The following is a 15,644-nucleotide window of genomic DNA, read 5'->3' on the forward strand; positions in this document are numbered from 1 at the left end:
CAAGGTGCACTTCGTATGACTTGGCATCACCATGAGTATTTTTTGTATACATAACGGCACCAAACGTATGCTCGGTCGGGTGCAGCGAACCCCCTTTCACAGCGTTCTGCGCGCTGACCTGCTCGCCGGTCGCTTCTCGGCGGCCGAACCGCTGAGCGAGAGCACCCTCACCGCGGCATACGGAGTCTCCCGGACGCCGGTACGCGAGGCGCTGAGCCGGCTGGAACAAGAGGGGTTGATCATCCGATCGGCGCGCGGCTATCGCATCCGGTCGGGCACTCCCGACGATGTCATCGAGATCTACGACGTGCGGATCGCGCTGGAAAAGGCTGCGGCGGAGGCGGCCTCGGCCCGGCGCACCGAGTTGCAGTTGGCGCAGCTGACCCAATTGCACCAACATGCCGCGGAGGCCGAAGAACCCGAGGTGGCCCGGCAGTTCAATTCCCAGTGGCACGAAGTGTTGTGGGCGGCGTCGCACAATTCGACGCTGCACGAGACGCTGGCCAATCTGGTGGCCAGGCTGCGGGTGTACGACCAAGAGGCGGTCCACCGCGACGACCTCGCCGACGTCGTGGTGGAACACGAAGCCATCCTGGAGGCGATCAGGGCCCGCGATGCGGAGGCCGCCAGCGCCGCGGTCGCGGCACACCTGCAGCGCACCAAACAGGAACGCCTGGATACGTTTGCGCGGCCGTTCTAGCGCTGCAGCGCCTGCACCCGCCGGTCGATGAAGTCGTCCCAGGAATGCTCGCCGGTCGTTTCGGTCAGCGTGCGGGCGCGCGTCAGGATCTCGCGCGCAGAACCGGGGCGGCCCACCCGTTGTTCGATATCGGCCAGCAATGCCAGGAACAACGCGTGCATCGCCACCGAGCCGTCGCCGGCGAATTCGTCGAATGCCTCGAACGCGGCGGGCGCGTGGTCGACGCCGGTCTCCATCACCTCGGCCCAGATGCTGATGATCCGGGCGCACGCTGCCCATTGGTGTCCACCCGCGGCGCACAGCTTGCGGTCGACCTCCGCGGCCGCCGCGGCGGTGCCCGCGGTGACACCAAGGATGGCCGCACATTCCACCTGGGTCAGCTCGGAGGCCAGGATGTTGAACGTGTCACCCCGACTCTGCGCGAGTTCCCTTGCCGAATGCCGATAGTCGTCCATCGCCACGGTGTTGCCGCGCTGTGCTTCGGCGATCGCCATCCAGCAGTACACCCGCGGGTGGACGAAGTGCAGGGGATCGGTGACGGTCTCCGGCGGCGGGAAGTTCTCCATCATGTGTTGGCCGGTGGCGATCGCGGCGTCGGTATCGCCGCGGACGAAATGGACCATCACTTGGGTGAAGTCGCTGGCAAGCCCGGCGTCGGGGTCACCGGAACGCAGATACTGCTCGCGCAGGCCATGAGCGAGGACCGCCGCTTCCTCGGTGTGGCCCATGCCGATCCGGGCGAAGCACTGCAACGCGACGGCACCGTAGAAGCTGCGGCCGCGTACCTGTTCGCCGATCTCGAAGGCCCGGGCGATGGCATGCGTGACGGCGCTGCTGGTCTGGCCTTCGAGAATTCCTTTGGCACCGGCCAGGTGCATCCAGAGCGTGGCCTGCCGGGCCAGGTACTCGGGTTTGGCCGGCAGCCGGGTGGCGATCTGGAGCGCATGTTCGGCCAGCACGGCGATGTCGTCGTAGGCCGAGCGGCTCAATGCCCGCTCGATCACGGTCTCGCTGATCTCCAGTGCGGTGTCCGGGTTGAGTGCGGCGCCGGCCTGCCAGGCGTGGTCGGCGCCGGCGATCGCGTCCTCGTAGGCGTCGCTGGCGATGGCGGCGGCGCGCGTGGTGGCGATCGAGGCGTGTGCGGCAGTGCGTTCGGTGGTGGACAGGTGGGCCAGCACGGCGTCGCGCACCAATCCGTGGCTGAACCGGTAGGCGCCGGGCTGGCCGGGAACCTCGTCGAGCAGCCCGGTTTCGTACGCGGGGCGCAACCGGGCCTGCACGGCCGACACCGACAGGTCGACGACGTCGGCCAGGGCGGCGACATCGAAGACCGGACCGATCACCGCGGCGGCCCCGAGCGTGCGCCGGGTGGGCCGGTCGAGTGTGCCGAGGCGCCGACCGACCACCCCGAGAACGGCATCGGGTACCCCGTCAGTCGGCTCGTCGGCACCGAGGCCGCGAGCGATCTCCTTGATATAGAACGGATTTCCGCCGGACTGGCGCCAGACCGACTCGGTGACCTCGCTGCGGGCCGGCGCCCCGGAGACCGTGTGGATCAGCTGGTGTGCGGCGGTCCGGTCGATACCGCCGAGTGGGACCGTGGCCATGCTGCTGGAATGCAGCAGCCGGGTCAGGGCCTTCCGGTTGACCGGACGGTCGGCGCCGAAGTAGGTCCAGGTGCCGATGATATGAATGGGCACCCGGGCCAGTTGCGTGGTCAGCAGGGTGAGCGCCTGCAGTGAGGCGGTGTCGGCGTGGTGCAGGTCGTCGAGGATCAACAGCAACGGGCGCAGTGCCGACAACTCGCGCAGGGCGCCGGCGATACCCTCGGCCAGGGCGAAGCCGGTCGCCGCCACCGCGGTTCGCTGCGGGAGATCCGCCACGGCCGCACCGACATCGTCGTCGCCCCATTCCGGGACCAGTGCGTCGACGACACCGGGCGCCGCCCGGCGCACGACGTGGCGTCCCGCGGAGCCCAGATCGGTGCCCAGCTGGCGCAGCACCTGAATCCACGTCCACATCAGCGGCAGCCTGATCCCGGTGGGGTGACCGGCCCAGACCACCTGGATCTCGCCGGTGCCGGTCCGCTCCGCGACCGCCTGCGCCAGGGAGGTCTTGCCGATACCGCTCTCGCCGGTCACCAGCGTCAGTCCGCCGGTGCCGAACCGGATCCGGTTCACCGATGCCGTGACCGCGTCGGTGGCCGAGTCCCGGCCCACGTAGAGCGGCGGCAGCGGCAGCTCGGGCGCTGTCGTGGAGGTGGTGCCCAGCGGGTCGGCGGATCCGTCGCCGATCTTCTCGAACAGCGTCTGCAGGCCTTCGCCGGGGCGGACACCCAGTTCACGTTTGAGGACCGCGCCGACGCGGTCGAACGCCCGCACCGCGTCCGCGGGCCGGCCGGCCTGCGTCAGGGCCAGCATCAGATGTCCCCACAATCGTTCCTGCAGCGGATCATGCGCCACCGCCGCCTCGATCTCCGGGATGATCTGAGCGCCCCGGCCGTACTGCACGGCGGCGTCGAAGCGGGCCTCGATCGCGGTGGTCTGTAATGCGCTGTAGCGCCGCGCTTCTGGGATCGCGAAGTCGCGGTAGAGGAACTCGCCGAACGGGTCGCCGCGCCAGCGCTGCAGTGCCTGGCTCAGCGAGGCGAACGCGCCCTCGGCATCCGCGCCGACCAGCTGCGCCCGGCCCTTGAGGACCAGCGCCTCGAACTCGTGCAGGTCCACCGAATCGCCGGGCAGCAGGTTCAGCTGGTAACCGTTGGGGCGCGATGCCAGCCGGGCCGTTCCGTCATCGGTCGCCGGCGTGAGCACCTTGCGCAGGTTGGCGACATAGGACCGCAGCGACGCGAGTGCCTTCGCGGGAGCCTCGTCGGCCCAGATCGCATCGATGAGGCGATCGATGCTGACGACGGTGCCGTGGTGGGCCAGTAGCACCGCGAGCACGCAGCGCTGCTTCGGTCCGCCCAACGGCACCGTCGCGCCATCGACACGTGCCGCGACCGCCCCTGACAGGGAGTACTCGACCGTGCCCGCGGACCGTTGGCGAATGGACATATTCGGTCAGACGATACCGTCGCGGACGGGCCGTCGCGGGCTGACGAATCCCATAGGGACAGTGCCGAATTGACCCGGTCGAAAACCGGGTGTTTCCGCGCGAGGCGCGGGCCCGCTACTGTGCCTGCATCGCCTCGGCGATCTCCTCCGGGCTGACTTCGCGCACCGGCTGTCCCAGTGACCACTGGTGGCCGAACGGATCCCGCACCAGCCCGTACCGGTCACCCCAGAATTGGTCCTCCAGCGGCATCACCACCTCGGCGCCGGCCTCGACGGCCCGCGCGAACTTGGCCTCGACATCGGTCACGGTCAGATGGATGGTGACCGGCGATCCGCCGAGGGCCTTCGGTGTCTGCGATTTGCCGTCGTTGTACTCGGGGAAGTCATCGTTGAGCATCACGGTGGCACCGTTGATGGTGAGGGCGGCGTGCACCAGCCGACCGTCCGGGCCCGGCACCCGGCCCAGTTCGGTGGCGCCGAACGCCTTGACGTAGAAATCGATGGCGGCGGCCGCGTCGTCGACGACGAGGTGCGGGCTGACAGCGGGAATGATCTCGATGGCCATGGTCTCTCCTAGAAGCGGGATGGGTGGACGACGGTACAGACCGGCCGGGTCTGCGGATCTCATCGCGGATGGGGCGAGTGACAGCAATGCGTCGAGTAGGCAAAGACAAGTAGTCAACTACGCTAGGGCACCCGCGCCACCGCTACCAGGCTGAACGTATGAGCAACTTCTCGGTCGAGGGCCTGCCGCAGCCACCGCTCAATCCGTTGCCGTACCGGGAGAAGCTGCGCGCATTGCGCAGCTTCCACACGGGGTTCGAGGTGCTGCGCGACTCCGGCGGCCCGGTGACCCGATTGAAGCTGGCCCCCCGGTGGTTGATGCCCGAGGTGGTGTTGGTCACCTCGCCCCGCGGCGGGCGCGACATTCTCGGGCGCAGCAGCGAGTACGTCGAGAAGGCGACCACGCATCGCGAGATGCAGCATGTGCTGGGTGAGAACCTGTTCGACCTGATGCACGATGAGTGGTTGCCACGCCGGCGCGCGGTGCAACCGGTGTTCACCAAGAAGCAGGTGCAGACCTTCGCCGGGGATATGGCGCAGGCTGCGCAGTCGGTGGTCGACGGCTGGTCGGAAGGCTCCCGCATCGACCTGGACAAGGAGTGCCGCCGCCTGACCATGCGTGCGCTGGGCCGGGCGGTGCTGGGGCTGGACCTGGACCAGCGTGCAGACGAGATCGACGAGCCGCTGCGCACGGTTCTGGCCTATATCGCCGACCGCGCGGTGTCCCCGCTGCGGCTGCCCAGGTGGGTGCCCACCCCGGGGCGCAACCGGGCTCGGGCCGCGGCCGCGACGTTGCGCAGGCTTGCCGAGGACGTGCTGAAGGCCTGCCGCGACGATCCCGATCTCGACGCACCCCTGGTCCGCGCGTTGATGGCGGCCGTCGATCCGGAGACCGGTCAGGGATTGACCGACGCCGAGATCCGCGATGAGCTCATCGTGTTCATCGCCGCCGGCCATGACACCACCGCGACCGCGTTGACCTACGCGTTGTGGCAGCTCGGCCGTTATCCGGAGATGCAGGAGAACGTCCGCGCGGAGGCTGCCGAACTGGGTGACCGCGCGCTGGGACCCGAGGACATCGATCACCTGGGTTACACCGTGCAGGTGCTGCGGGAAGCGCTGCGCTTGTGCCCGCCCGCACCCGGGGCAGCCCGCACGGCGGTGCGCGATATCGAGGTGGACGGCTACCGCGTGCGGGCCGGCACGCTGCTGGTGTTCGGCACGTACGCCGTGCAACGTGATCCGACACTGTGGGAGTGGCCGCAGCTCTTCGATCCCCAGCGGTTCCGGCCGGAGGCGGTCAAGACCATGGACCGGTGGCAGTACCTGCCCTTCGGGGCGGGTGCGAGGTCATGCATCGGCGAACACTTCGCCATGCTGGAAGCCACGCTGGCACTGGCGACCATCGTGCGCGGTACCGAGATTCGGTCCAGTGACGACGATTTCCCGTTGGCGACGCCGTTCACCTTGGTCGCCGGGGCGCCCATCTGGGCCAGGGTGGCCTGGCGGCGCAGCTTCGCCTACGGGGGCGGCGCAGGGGTACGGGTCGGCACCTGCGAGCGGGAACCCAGTCGCTGACGCGGCGAGGCCGAAGTCGTTGTCGCCGTGTCGAAGACACTCACGACGTGCGGACGTGCTCCCAGCCTGGCACGGCTTCCGGTGACCGTGGTTCGGGTCCGACGTAGATGGCCGCCGGGCGCACCAGCTTGCCCAGGCGCTTCTGCTCGAGGATGTGTGCGCACCAGCCGGCGGTCCGTCCACAGGTGAACATGGCGGGCATCATCCGGGCCGGTACCTGCGCGAAATCCAGGATGACCGCGGCCCAGAACTCCACGTTGGTCTCGATGGCGCGGTCGGGCCGGCGCTCCCGCAGCTCGGCCAGCGCAGCCTGTTCCAGCGCCGCCGCTGCTTCGAATCGCGGTGCGTTCAGCCGCTGTGCCGTCGCCCGCAGCACCCGGGCGCGGGGGTCTTCGGCGCGGTAGACGCGGTGCCCGAAGCCCATCAGCTTGTCCTTGCGATCCAGGACGCCGCGCACCACCGCGCGCGCATCACCGGTCCGTTCGGCTTCCTCGATCATCGGCAGCACCCGTGCCGGGGCGCCGCCGTGCAACGGCCCGCTCATCGCGCCGACCGCACCCGAGAGCGCCGCCGCCGCATCGGCACCGGTGGAGGCGATCACCCTGGCCGTGAAAGTTGACGCGTTCATGCCGTGCTCGGCGGCGCTCACCCAGTACGCGTCGATGGCCTCGATATGACGGGGATCCGGATCGCCCTGCCAGCGGGTCATGAAACGTGCTGTGACGGTGTCGCATTCGTCGATGGTGCGCTGTGGCACCGCTGGCCGGCCGATACCGCGTGCGGACTGCGCGACATAGGACAACGCCATCACCGAGGCGCGGGCCAGCTGGTCGCGGGCGGTCTGGTCGTCGATGTCCAGCAGCGGCGCATAGCCCCAGATGGGCGCCAGCATGGCCAGCCCGGCCTGCACGTCGACCCGGACGTCACCGGAGTGGATGGGCAGCGGGAGCGGCTCGGCCGGGGCCAGGCCCCGCCCGAACTCTCCGTCGACCAGCAGGCCCCACACGTCGCCGAAGGTGACGTGCTTGGTCACCAGATCCTCGATGTCGACGCCGCGGTAGCGCAGTGCGCCGCCGTCTTTGTCCGGTTCGGCGATCTCGGTGGTGAAGGCCACGACGCCTTCCAGCCCGGCAACGAAGTTTTCCGGAACAGTCATGTGCGGAATTGTCGCACCCGGGTCGGCGACGGCCGTGTGCGGTGGCCATCGGCTGGCGTAGCGTTGGCGCGTGAGCACCAGCGCCGACAATCAGGACCTGGCCGCGATGCGGGTCGAGTACGGATCGGTCGAGAAGGACGGCAGTGTCGACCTCGATGCCGACTGGCTCGGTCCGGACCCCGCGACCGGCTGGCTGACGCTGTTGCGCGCATGGATCTCCGAGGCCGGGGCGGCCGGATTGGCCGAGCCCAACGCCATGGTGGTGGCCACCGTCGACCAGCGGGGAAGGCCCGTGACGCGGACGGTGTTGTGCAAGAGCGTGGACGAATCCGGGATCAGTTTCTACACGAATTACGACTCCGCCAAGGGCGAGCAGCTCGCCGCGACCGCGTACGCGTCGGCGACCTTCCCGTGGTACGGGCTGGGGCGTCAGGTGCACCTGCGCGGTCCGGTGACCAAGGTGTCCGCGGAGGCCACGGCCGACTACTGGAGCAAGCGCCCGCGCGGCTCGCAGCTCGGTGCGTGGGCCTCGCACCAGTCGCAGCCGATCGCCTCGCGTCGCGCGCTGCTGGATCAGCTGGACGAGGTGACGGCCCGGTTCGCCGACCAGGAGACCACCCCGGTGCCACCGCACTGGGGTGGGTATCTGATCGCCCCTGAGGTCGTCGAGTTCTGGCAGGGCCGGGAGAACCGGGTACACAACAGGATTCGCGTGACGCAGGGTCTGGTCGGAGCCGCTCCGGCGGCGACATTTAACGTCGAGCGGCTACAGCCCTGAGAGGGTTGTTCGCCGACACCACACCGCTGAGAACCCCGGACTTTCGGCGGTTGTGGCTGGCCGGAATCGTCACCGTCATCGGCGGGAACCTGACCATCTTCGCGGTCCCCGTCCAGCTCTACGCGCTCACCCAGAGCTCGGCCTACGTCGGGTTGTCCGGTCTTTTCGCGCTGGTCCCGCTGATCGTGTTCGGTCTGTGGGGCGGGGCCTGGGCCGACGCCATGGATCGCCGGCTGCTGCTGATCATCACCGCCGTCGGGCTCGCCGCCTCGTCGGTGCTGCTGTGGCTGCAGGCCGCGCTCGCGCTGAACAACGTCTGGGTGGTGCTGTGTCTGCTGTCGCTGCAGCAGGTCTTCTACGCCGTCAACTCGCCCACCCGGGCGGCGGCGATTCCCCGTATGCTGCCGCCTGAGCAGCTGCCCGCGGCCAACTCGCTGAACATGACGGTGATGCAGTTCGGTGCCATCGTCGGCCCGCTGCTGGCCGGGATGCTGCTGCATTTCGTCGATCTGTCGACGTTGTATCTGATCGACGCTGTCACGTGCATCACCCCCATCTGGGCGACGGTCCGGCTGGCGAAGATGCCACCCACCCGAACCGGCGACGCGGATCTTTCCTCGTCGCTTGGCTCGCCCCGGCAGGGCAAGTTCGGTTTCCGCGCGGTGTTGGAGGGCTTCCGCTACCTGGCCGGCAACCAGGTGGTGCTGATGTCCTTCGTCGTCGACCTGATCGCGATGATCTTCGGGATGCCCCGGGCGCTGTTCCCGCAGATGGCCCACGAGAGCTTCGGCGGACCGGTGGAGGGCGGCACCACGATGGCGCTGCTGGCCGCGGCCATGTCGGTGGGGGCGGTCGCCGGCGGCGTGTTCTCCGGCTGGTTGCCCAGGGTCCGAAGACAGGGCTTGACGGTGCTGGTCTCCATCGTGGTGTGGGGGCTGGCGATGTTCGGGTTCGGCGTGGCGGCCGGAGCCGCGCACGGCACGGCGGGCCTGATGTTGTGGGTGGCGCTGGCGTTCCTGGCCTTGGGCGGCGCCGCGGATATGGTGTCGGCGGCTTTCCGGTCGACCATCCTGCAGGAGGCGGCATCCGACGATCTGCGTGGTCGTCTACAGGGGGTGTTCACCGTGGTGGTGGCGGGCGGCCCGCGGATCGCCGATGTGGCTCACGGCGCCACGGCCGCGGTGGTGGGAACGACGGCGGCTGCCGCCGGCGGTGGGCTGTTGGTGGTGATCGGTGTGACGGTGGCTGCCCTGGCCGGTCCGGCGTTCGCGCGTTACCGAGTGCACGCATATAGCCGGGACGATGCGTGAGTGGGAGTTACCATCCACCAATGGCTGATGCCGGGGTGGGGACCGATCTCGGCTTGCGTGAACGCAAGAAGCAGCGAACCCGCACGACACTGATCGACGCCGCGCTGGACTTGTGTTTGCGCCAGGGTTACGAGCGCACCACGGTCGACCAGATCGCCGCGCAGGCGGATGTCTCGGCGCGCACGTTCAGTCGCTACTTCGCGACCAAAGAGGCCGTGTTCCTCACGCTCATCGAGGATCTCGCGGAGGAGATCGCCGCCGAGATCACCCGTCTGCCGCGGCACCTGGGACCACTGGAAGCGCTGCGCGCCGCGCACGTGGAGGTGCTGACCCGCGTCGACGGGCAAACCGTCGGCCGGCTCACCAAAGGCCGCATCGTGCTGATGTTGCGCATCATCAACGGCTCGGACGTGTTGCGTCAGGCCGCCTTCGAGTTCAGACACCCGAGAGTGCTTGCGGTCCTTGCCGATCGGATGGGCGTGCCGACCGATGACCGCCGGCTGCTGCTGGGGGTGACGGTGTTCTCGTCGATCATCGTCGCGGCGTGTGGGGATCTCGTCGGAGACACCGAGGGCGGCCCGCTCGGGCCGTTGCTCATGGTCGAGCGGCTGAACCAGGCGTGTGTGCAGACGGGGGAGTTCGTCGCGGACCTCGACGTGGCGGCGAATGTCTGATCAGGTCGGGGCGGGACTGCGGGAACGTAAGAAGCTCAAGACCCGCGCGACGCTGGTGGCCGCCGCGGCCGAGTTGTGCCAGCGGCAGGGATTCGACAACACCACGGTCGAGCAGATCGCGGTCGCCGCCGAGGTGTCCCCGCGCACCTTCAGCCGGTACTTCCCGACCAAGGCCGATGTCGTCGCCGCGCTGGCCGAGGACATGGACGGCTACGTCGCCGAGGCGCTGCGCCGCCAGCCCGGGGGGATCACCGCGCATGAGGCCCTGCTGCGGGCGCACCTGGAGATCTTCGCTCCGCGCCGGGGCCACGAGTCGCCGGCCTTCACCCGGATGGCGGTGCTGATCTCCATCGTGAACGGCGCCACCTCGATGTCCATCTCGCCGTTCACGTTCAAACAGCGGCATGCCGGCGCCTCGGTGGAGGTCCTGGCCGAACGGCTGGGTGTCCGGGTGTCCGACCCCGCGGTGGGACTCGTCGCCGATATCTGGACCTTGCTGTTCTCCTCGGCATTCGCCGGGCTCGGATTGCCCGGGCATCCGCCGATCAACTCGGGGATCCTGTGCGAACGCCTGTCGGCGACCTTCGAGAGGTTCCGCCGATCGTGGGAGCCGACACCGCAAGCAACGCAGCGTCCGGCACGTGACGTGGCACCCCCCGCAAGCGGGCCGCAACGTTAGCGACTACCGTCCAGTAGTGACGCTTAGCTCACGACCACAGAAGGGGTTCCCGTGGCCGAAAACTCCAGCCCTGACCAAGTAGCGACCCTGTCGTATCCGGGTGGCTCGTTGGACCTGGACATCGTGCGCGCCACCGAGGGTTCCGACGGCATCGCGCTGGGTTCGTTGCTCGCCAAGACGGGCTACACGACTTTCGACGGCGGGTTCGTCAACACCTCGTCCACCAAATCCGCGATCACCTATATCGACGGTGACGCCGGCATCTTGCGGTATCGCGGGTACCCGATCGAGCAGCTGGCCGAGAAGTCCACCTTCATCGAGGTCAGCTACCTGCTCATTTACGGTGAGCTGCCCACCACCGAGCAGCTGGAGAAGTTCACCACCCAGATCCAGCGGCACACCATGCTGCATGAGGATCTGAAGCGGTTCTTCGACGGTTTCCCGCGCAACGCGCACCCGATGCCGGTGCTGTCGTCGGCGGCCAACGCGTTGAGCGCCTACTACCAGGATTCGCTGGATCCGCTGGACAAGGAGCAGGTGGAGCTGTCCACCATCCGGCTGCTGGCCAAGCTGCCGACCATCGCGGCCTACGCCTACAAGAAGTCGGTCGGCCAGCCGTTCCTGTACCCGGACAACTCGCTGACCCTGGTCGAGAACTTCCTGCGGATGACGTTCGGCTTCCCGGCCGAGCCCTACGAGGTCGATCCCGAGATCGTCCGTGCGCTGGACATGCTGTTCATCCTGCACGCCGACCATGAGCAGAACTGCTCGACCTCGACGGTGCGCCTCGTCGGGTCGTCGCAGGCCAACCTGTTCACCTCGATTTCCGGCGGCATCAACGCGCTGTGGGGCCCGCTGCACGGCGGCGCCAACCAGGCGGTGCTGGAGATGCTGGAGAAGATCCGGTCCGGCGGCGACGATGTGCAGACCTTCGTCAAGAAGGTCAAGAACCGCGAAGAGGGTGTCAAGCTCATGGGCTTCGGGCACCGGGTCTACAAGAACTACGACCCGCGGGCGCGCATCGTCAAGGAGCAGGCCGACAAGATCCTGGGCAAGCTCGGTGTCGAGGACGAGTTGCTGGACATCGCCAAGCAGCTCGAAGAGATCGCGCTCACCGACGACTTCTTCATCGAGCGCAAGCTCTACCCGAACGTCGACTACTACACCGGCGTGATCTACCGGGCCATGGGCTTCCCGACCCGGATGTTCACCGTGCTGTTCGCCTTGGGCCGGTTGCCGGGTTGGATCGCGCACTGGCGCGAGATGCACTCCGAGCCCGGCAAGATCGGCCGGCCGCGGCAGATCTACACCGGCTACACCGAGCGCGATTACGCGGGGATCGATACCCGCAGCTGAGACTGCGCAGGAATGCCCCCGAGAGCTCCGGCTTTCGGGGGCATTCTCGTTTGTGGGCTGACAGCGTTTGCAAAGGTAATGATTGTAGTTTCACAATGGTTGTATGAATGAAACTGTGCGGGATGGTCGTCGGCGGCCCGACGCCATCAGCAACCTGACCCCGCGGCGTAAAGCCGTCGTCCTGGTGTCGTGTTGCCTCAGTCTGCTGATCGTGTCGATGGACGCCACCATCGTCAACGTCGCCATCCCGTCCATCCGCACCGACCTCGGGGCCAGCCCCGCGCAGCTGCAGTGGGTGGTCGACGTCTACACCCTGGTGCTCGCCTCGCTGCTGATGCTCTCGGGTGCGATGGGTGACCGGTTCGGCCGCCGGCGGATCTTCCAGATCGGGCTCACGGTGTTCGCCGTCGGCTCACTGCTGTGCAGCCTGGCTCCGGGTGTCGACACCTTGATCGCCGCCCGGTTGCTGCAGGGTATCGGTGGTTCGATGCTCAACCCCGTTGCGCTGTCCATCATTTCGCAGGTCTTCACCGGGAAGGTGGAACGCGCCCGCGCACTGGGCTTCTGGGGTGCGGTGGTCGGCATCTCGATGGCGCTGGGGCCGACGGTGGGTGGTCTGCTGATCGAGTACGTGGGCTGGCGCGCGGTGTTCTGGATCAACCTGCCGATCTGTGCGGCTGCGGTCCTGCTCACGGCGATCTTCGTGCCCGAGACGAAATCGGCGACCATGCGCAATGTCGACCCGATCGGGCAGGGCCTGGCCGTGGTGTTCCTGTTCGGTGTCGTGTTCGCGTTGATCGAGGGGCCCGGGATGGGCTGGACCAACCCGCGGGTCATCGCGGTGGCGGTGCTGGCCGCGGTCGCGTTCGCCGCCTTCCTGCGTTTCGAGTCGCGCCGCCACGACCCGTTCATCGACCTGCGCTTCTTCCGTAGCGTCCCGTTCGCCTCGGCGACCGTGATCGCCATCAGCGCATTCGCCACCTGGGGTGCGTTCCTGTTCATGATGTCGCTGTATCTGCAGGCCGAGCGCGGGTTCTCGGCCATGCACACCGGTTTGATCTACCTGCCGATCGCCGTCGGCGCACTGATGTTCTCACCGTTGTCGGGCCGGCTGGTCGGTCGTTACGGTGCGCGGCCGTCACTGCTGGCGGCCGGTGTGCTGATCACCACGGCCGCGTTCTTGTTGACGTTCCTGACGGCGACGACGCCGGTGTGGGCGCTGCTGGTGGTGTTCACCGTGTTCGGTATGGGCTTCTCGATGGTCAACGCCCCCATCACCAACGCGGCGGTCAGCGGGATGCCACTGGATCGGGCCGGGGCGGCATCGGCGGTGACCAGCACCAGCCGGCAGATCGGGGTGAGTATCGGTGTGGCGCTGTGTGGTTCGGTGACGGGCACGACACTGCTGGCCTCGGGGGTCGACTTCATCGCCGCCGCCCGTCCGCTGTGGTTCGTCTGTGTCGCGCTCGGAGTCGTGATCATCGTGTTGGGCTTCGTGTCCACCGCGCCGCGTGCCCTGGCCTCGGCGCAACGGCTGGTCCCGCTGATCGAAGGGAAGGCGGCGGTCCATGTCGGATGACGCGATTGCCGACGAGGTGTGGCAACGGATGTCCGCACTCGTGCACGAGAACCGCGGTGACTGGAAGCGCGCGGTGATCGACCGGTCCGGTCTGCCGTTCAGCCGGATTCGGGTGTTGCGCAGGCTGGCCCGCACCCCGATGACGGTCAAAGAGCTGGCCGAGGCGGCCACCATGGACGCCCCCGCGGCGACGGTGGCCGTCAATGATCTGGAGGAGCGCGGCCTGGTGTTGCGCCAGACGAATCCGGCGAACCGGCGCTGCAAGGTGGTGTCGCTCACCGAGGAGGGGCAGGCCGTGGCCGCCGCCGTCGAGGCGGTGCAGGACCCGGCTCCGGCCGCGCTGGCCGCCCTGGGTGACGCCGATCTGCTTGCGCTGCAGACGATTCTGCGGAAGCTAACTCTCTAGCACGGCCATCGCAGCGTTGTGCCCGCCGATCCCCGACACCGCACCGCCACGCCTGGAGCCTGATCCGCACAACAGGATTCGTGGATGCGCCGTCGCCACGCCCCAGCGCCGTGCCGGGGTGTCCAGCGGCTCATCGTCCTCGGCGAACGGCCAGCCCAAGGCGCCGTGGAAGATATTGCCCGCGGTCATGCCCAGGATGTTCTCCAGATCCGCTGTGGTCTTGGCCTCGATGCACAGCCGGCCGGCTGCGTCCTCGGCAATCACGTCCTGAATCGGTTCGGCCAGCACAGAATTCAGCGAATCCAGGGCCGCAGAGGTCAACCGAGTCCTGGCCCGGTCCGGGTCGGTGCCGGCGGACAGACTGTGCGGGGTGTGCAGTCCGAACACCGTCAGGGTCTGCGCCCCGGCGGCGCGCAAGCTCGCGGACAGGATGCTGGGGTCGGTCAGCGAATGGCAGTAGATCTCACACGGGAGAGGTTCGGGCATCTGGCCGCGGGACGCCGCGGTGTAAGCGCCCTCCAGTTGGGTCAGTGTCTCGTTGATATGGAAGGTGCCGCCGAACGCCTGCTCGGGGGTCACCGAGGTGTCGCGCAGTCGCGGCAGGCGGCGCAGCATCAGGTTGACCTTGATCTGGGCTCCCGGCGCGGACACGGGTGCGGGCTCGTCCAGCAACCCGGCCAGCACGGTGGGCGTCACACCGGCCAGCACGTGCGTGCCGGACACCGTGTGGTCCTGCCCGCCGGCCCGGTAGCGTACCTCGCCGTCCGGACTTATCGCGAAAACCTCTGCACCAGTCGTGATTTCAGCGCCGAAGCCGCTGGCCGCCGCGCTCAGGGCGCCGGTGACCGCGCCCATCCCGCCGATCGGCACATCCCAGTCACCGGTACCGCCGCCGATCAGGTGATACAGGAAGCAGACGTTCTGGAGCAGGGCGGGATCCTCGACGGAGGCGAAGGTGCCGATCAGGGCGTCGGTGGCGATCACCCCGCGCACCAGGTCGTGGCGCACCGCCGCGGTGATCGCGTGCCCGATCGGTTCTTCGACGATCTCGCGCCACGCGGTGGCCGCATCGTCCCCGCCGGCCAGTACCCGGCGCCGCGCCGCGGACCGGGTCTCCAGCGGTTGCAGCAGCGTCGGCCAGAGCGCCTTGGTGAGCAGCCCGGTGCGCCGGTAGAAGTCGGCGAAACCGGTTGCGTCGGCCCGGGCGCCGATGACGTCGAAGGTGTCGTGCGCTCCGAGCAGCAGCCCGGTGGTCCCCCCGGTGGCCGGGTCGGGCGTGTACGAGGAATGCCGCCGTCGGGCCAGCCGGATTCGCGCGCCCAGCTCGTCGATGATGCGCCGCGGCAGCAGGCTCACCAGATAGGAGTACCGCGACAGCCGGGCGTCGACACCGTCGAAGGCATGCGCGGACACGGCCGCGCCACCCACATGATCGAGCCGCTCCAACAGTCGGACCCGGCGCCCAGCACGTGCCAAATACGCGGCGGCGACCAGACCGTTGTGTCCGCCCCCGACGATGACGACGTCGTACTGCGCGTGTGCCACCCGGTGTCAGCCCAGGTAGCCCTCGACCTCTTCGGCGGGGCGGGCCGCGGCGTCGTCGGGATCGCCGCCGGACTCCCGCAGCGCCCGCCGCTGCCGCAGCAGGTCCCAGCACTGGTCGAGCTGCACCTCGATGGAGCGCAGGCGCTGGTGTTCGGTCGATTCGTCGATCTCGCGGTGCTGCAGTGCGGTGCGCAGCTCCTGCTCCTCTGCGACGAGCTTGTTGACTTCGGCGAGGATGTCCGCATCAGTGGCCATGAAGCCAG

Annotated in this window: 14 protein-coding genes; 9 read left to right on the forward strand and 5 right to left on the reverse strand. The window is 68.4% G+C overall.

The features are described 5' to 3' along the window. Positions 1 to 79: 79 nt before the first annotated feature. Positions 80 to 700 carry a GntR family transcriptional regulator gene (locus tag H7J86_RS19065; protein WP_170847123.1) on the forward strand — a complete coding sequence of 207 codons (621 nt, stop codon included), beginning with the start codon at positions 80 to 82 and terminating at the stop codon, positions 698 to 700. Here H7J86_RS19065 and H7J86_RS19070 read toward each other — a convergent pair. Continuing rightward, complete coding sequence (locus tag H7J86_RS19070; RefSeq protein WP_267292618.1) at positions 697 to 3,756, reverse strand: ATP-binding protein; 3,060 nt, start codon at positions 3,754 to 3,756, stop codon at positions 697 to 699. The two genes, H7J86_RS19065 and H7J86_RS19070, sit on opposite strands and share 4 nt — an antisense overlap. Before the next feature lie 115 nt (positions 3,757 to 3,871). After that, on the reverse strand, positions 3,872 to 4,321 hold the full coding sequence (locus H7J86_RS19075; RefSeq protein WP_090354641.1) for a VOC family protein: 450 nt from the start codon (positions 4,319 to 4,321) through the stop codon (positions 3,872 to 3,874). Positions 4,322 to 4,479: 158 nt separating this feature from the next. Between H7J86_RS19075 and H7J86_RS19080 the strand changes: the two genes are divergently transcribed. After that, entirely contained in the window at positions 4,480 to 5,898 is a 1,419-nt protein-coding gene (locus H7J86_RS19080) for a cytochrome P450 (RefSeq protein WP_267292620.1), read from the forward strand. 40 nt (positions 5,899 to 5,938) lie between these two features. On the opposite strand, the gene H7J86_RS19085 is transcribed toward H7J86_RS19080, so the two are convergent. Next, positions 5,939 to 7,054 (reverse strand): citrate synthase 2, encoded by a 1,116-nt coding sequence (locus H7J86_RS19085; protein WP_267292622.1) that lies wholly within the window; start codon positions 7,052 to 7,054, stop codon positions 5,939 to 5,941. Between the two features lie 106 nt (positions 7,055 to 7,160). Between H7J86_RS19085 and pdxH the strand changes: the two genes are divergently transcribed. The 7 genes from pdxH to H7J86_RS19120 all read left to right on the forward strand — a co-directional run bounded on the left by pdxH (position 7,161) and on the right by H7J86_RS19120 (position 13,836). Beyond that, complete coding sequence (gene pdxH, locus H7J86_RS19090) at positions 7,161 to 7,832, forward strand: pyridoxamine 5'-phosphate oxidase (protein WP_267293019.1); 672 nt, start codon at positions 7,161 to 7,163, stop codon at positions 7,830 to 7,832. After that, positions 7,829 to 9,142 (forward strand): MFS transporter, encoded by a 1,314-nt coding sequence (locus H7J86_RS19095; RefSeq protein WP_267293020.1) that lies wholly within the window; start codon positions 7,829 to 7,831, stop codon positions 9,140 to 9,142. Before pdxH ends, H7J86_RS19095 begins: the two co-directional genes overlap by 4 nt. A gap of 20 nt (positions 9,143 to 9,162) precedes the next feature. Further along, complete coding sequence (locus H7J86_RS19100; RefSeq protein ID WP_090354644.1) at positions 9,163 to 9,816, forward strand: TetR/AcrR family transcriptional regulator; 654 nt, start codon at positions 9,163 to 9,165, stop codon at positions 9,814 to 9,816. Then, positions 9,809 to 10,495 (forward strand): TetR family transcriptional regulator, encoded by a 687-nt coding sequence (locus tag H7J86_RS19105; protein ID WP_090354645.1) that lies wholly within the window; start codon positions 9,809 to 9,811, stop codon positions 10,493 to 10,495. Before H7J86_RS19100 ends, H7J86_RS19105 begins: the two co-directional genes overlap by 8 nt. A gap of 51 nt (positions 10,496 to 10,546) precedes the next feature. Next, positions 10,547 to 11,851, forward strand: a complete 1,305-nt coding sequence (locus tag H7J86_RS19110) for a citrate synthase (RefSeq protein WP_090354646.1) — start codon at positions 10,547 to 10,549, stop codon at positions 11,849 to 11,851. Positions 11,852 to 11,954: 103 nt separating this feature from the next. Further along, a complete protein-coding gene (locus H7J86_RS19115) occupies positions 11,955 to 13,430 on the forward strand; it encodes an MFS transporter (RefSeq protein ID WP_267292624.1) in 1,476 nt (491 codons plus the stop codon). Then, positions 13,420 to 13,836 (forward strand): MarR family winged helix-turn-helix transcriptional regulator, encoded by a 417-nt coding sequence (locus H7J86_RS19120; RefSeq protein WP_267292641.1) that lies wholly within the window; start codon positions 13,420 to 13,422, stop codon positions 13,834 to 13,836. Before H7J86_RS19115 ends, H7J86_RS19120 begins: the two co-directional genes overlap by 11 nt. Here H7J86_RS19120 and H7J86_RS19125 read toward each other — a convergent pair. Both H7J86_RS19125 and H7J86_RS19130 read right to left on the reverse strand, forming a co-directional pair. Further along, the gene (locus H7J86_RS19125; RefSeq protein WP_267292643.1) at positions 13,825 to 15,381 is read right to left on the reverse strand and encodes a phytoene desaturase family protein; all 1,557 of its coding nucleotides are present in this window, start codon (positions 15,379 to 15,381) and stop codon (positions 13,825 to 13,827) included. The genes H7J86_RS19120 and H7J86_RS19125 overlap by 12 nt on opposite strands. A gap of 6 nt (positions 15,382 to 15,387) precedes the next feature. Next, a complete protein-coding gene (locus H7J86_RS19130) occupies positions 15,388 to 15,636 on the reverse strand; it encodes a DUF2630 family protein (protein WP_090354650.1) in 249 nt (82 codons plus the stop codon). Positions 15,637 to 15,644 lie beyond the last annotated feature (8 nt).

Origin of the sequence: Mycobacterium hackensackense (assembly GCF_025822555.1) — a bacterium.
GTDB classification, from domain to species: Bacteria; Actinomycetota; Actinomycetes; order Mycobacteriales; family Mycobacteriaceae; genus Mycobacterium; species Mycobacterium fluoranthenivorans.

Coding starts and splice junctions, on each gene's coding strand:
- H7J86_RS19075 (WP_090354641.1), bottom strand. CDS start 4,321: ATGGCCATCGAGATCATTCCCGCTGTCAGCCCGCACCTCGTCGTCGAC.
- H7J86_RS19115 (WP_267292624.1), top strand. CDS start 11,955: ATGAATGAAACTGTGCGGGATGGTCGTCGGCGGCCCGACGCCATCAGC.
- H7J86_RS19130 (WP_090354650.1), bottom strand. CDS start 15,636: ATGGCCACTGATGCGGACATCCTCGCCGAAGTCAACAAGCTCGTCGCA.
- H7J86_RS19080 (WP_267292620.1), top strand. CDS start 4,480: ATGAGCAACTTCTCGGTCGAGGGCCTGCCGCAGCCACCGCTCAATCCG.
- H7J86_RS19085 (WP_267292622.1), bottom strand. CDS start 7,054: ATGACTGTTCCGGAAAACTTCGTTGCCGGGCTGGAAGGCGTCGTGGCC.
- H7J86_RS19105 (WP_090354645.1), top strand. CDS start 9,809: ATGTCTGATCAGGTCGGGGCGGGACTGCGGGAACGTAAGAAGCTCAAG.
- H7J86_RS19120 (WP_267292641.1), top strand. CDS start 13,420: ATGTCGGATGACGCGATTGCCGACGAGGTGTGGCAACGGATGTCCGCA.
- pdxH (WP_267293019.1), top strand. CDS start 7,161: ATGCGGGTCGAGTACGGATCGGTCGAGAAGGACGGCAGTGTCGACCTC.
- H7J86_RS19100 (WP_090354644.1), top strand. CDS start 9,163: ATGGCTGATGCCGGGGTGGGGACCGATCTCGGCTTGCGTGAACGCAAG.
- H7J86_RS19070 (WP_267292618.1), bottom strand. CDS start 3,756: ATGTCCATTCGCCAACGGTCCGCGGGCACGGTCGAGTACTCCCTGTCA.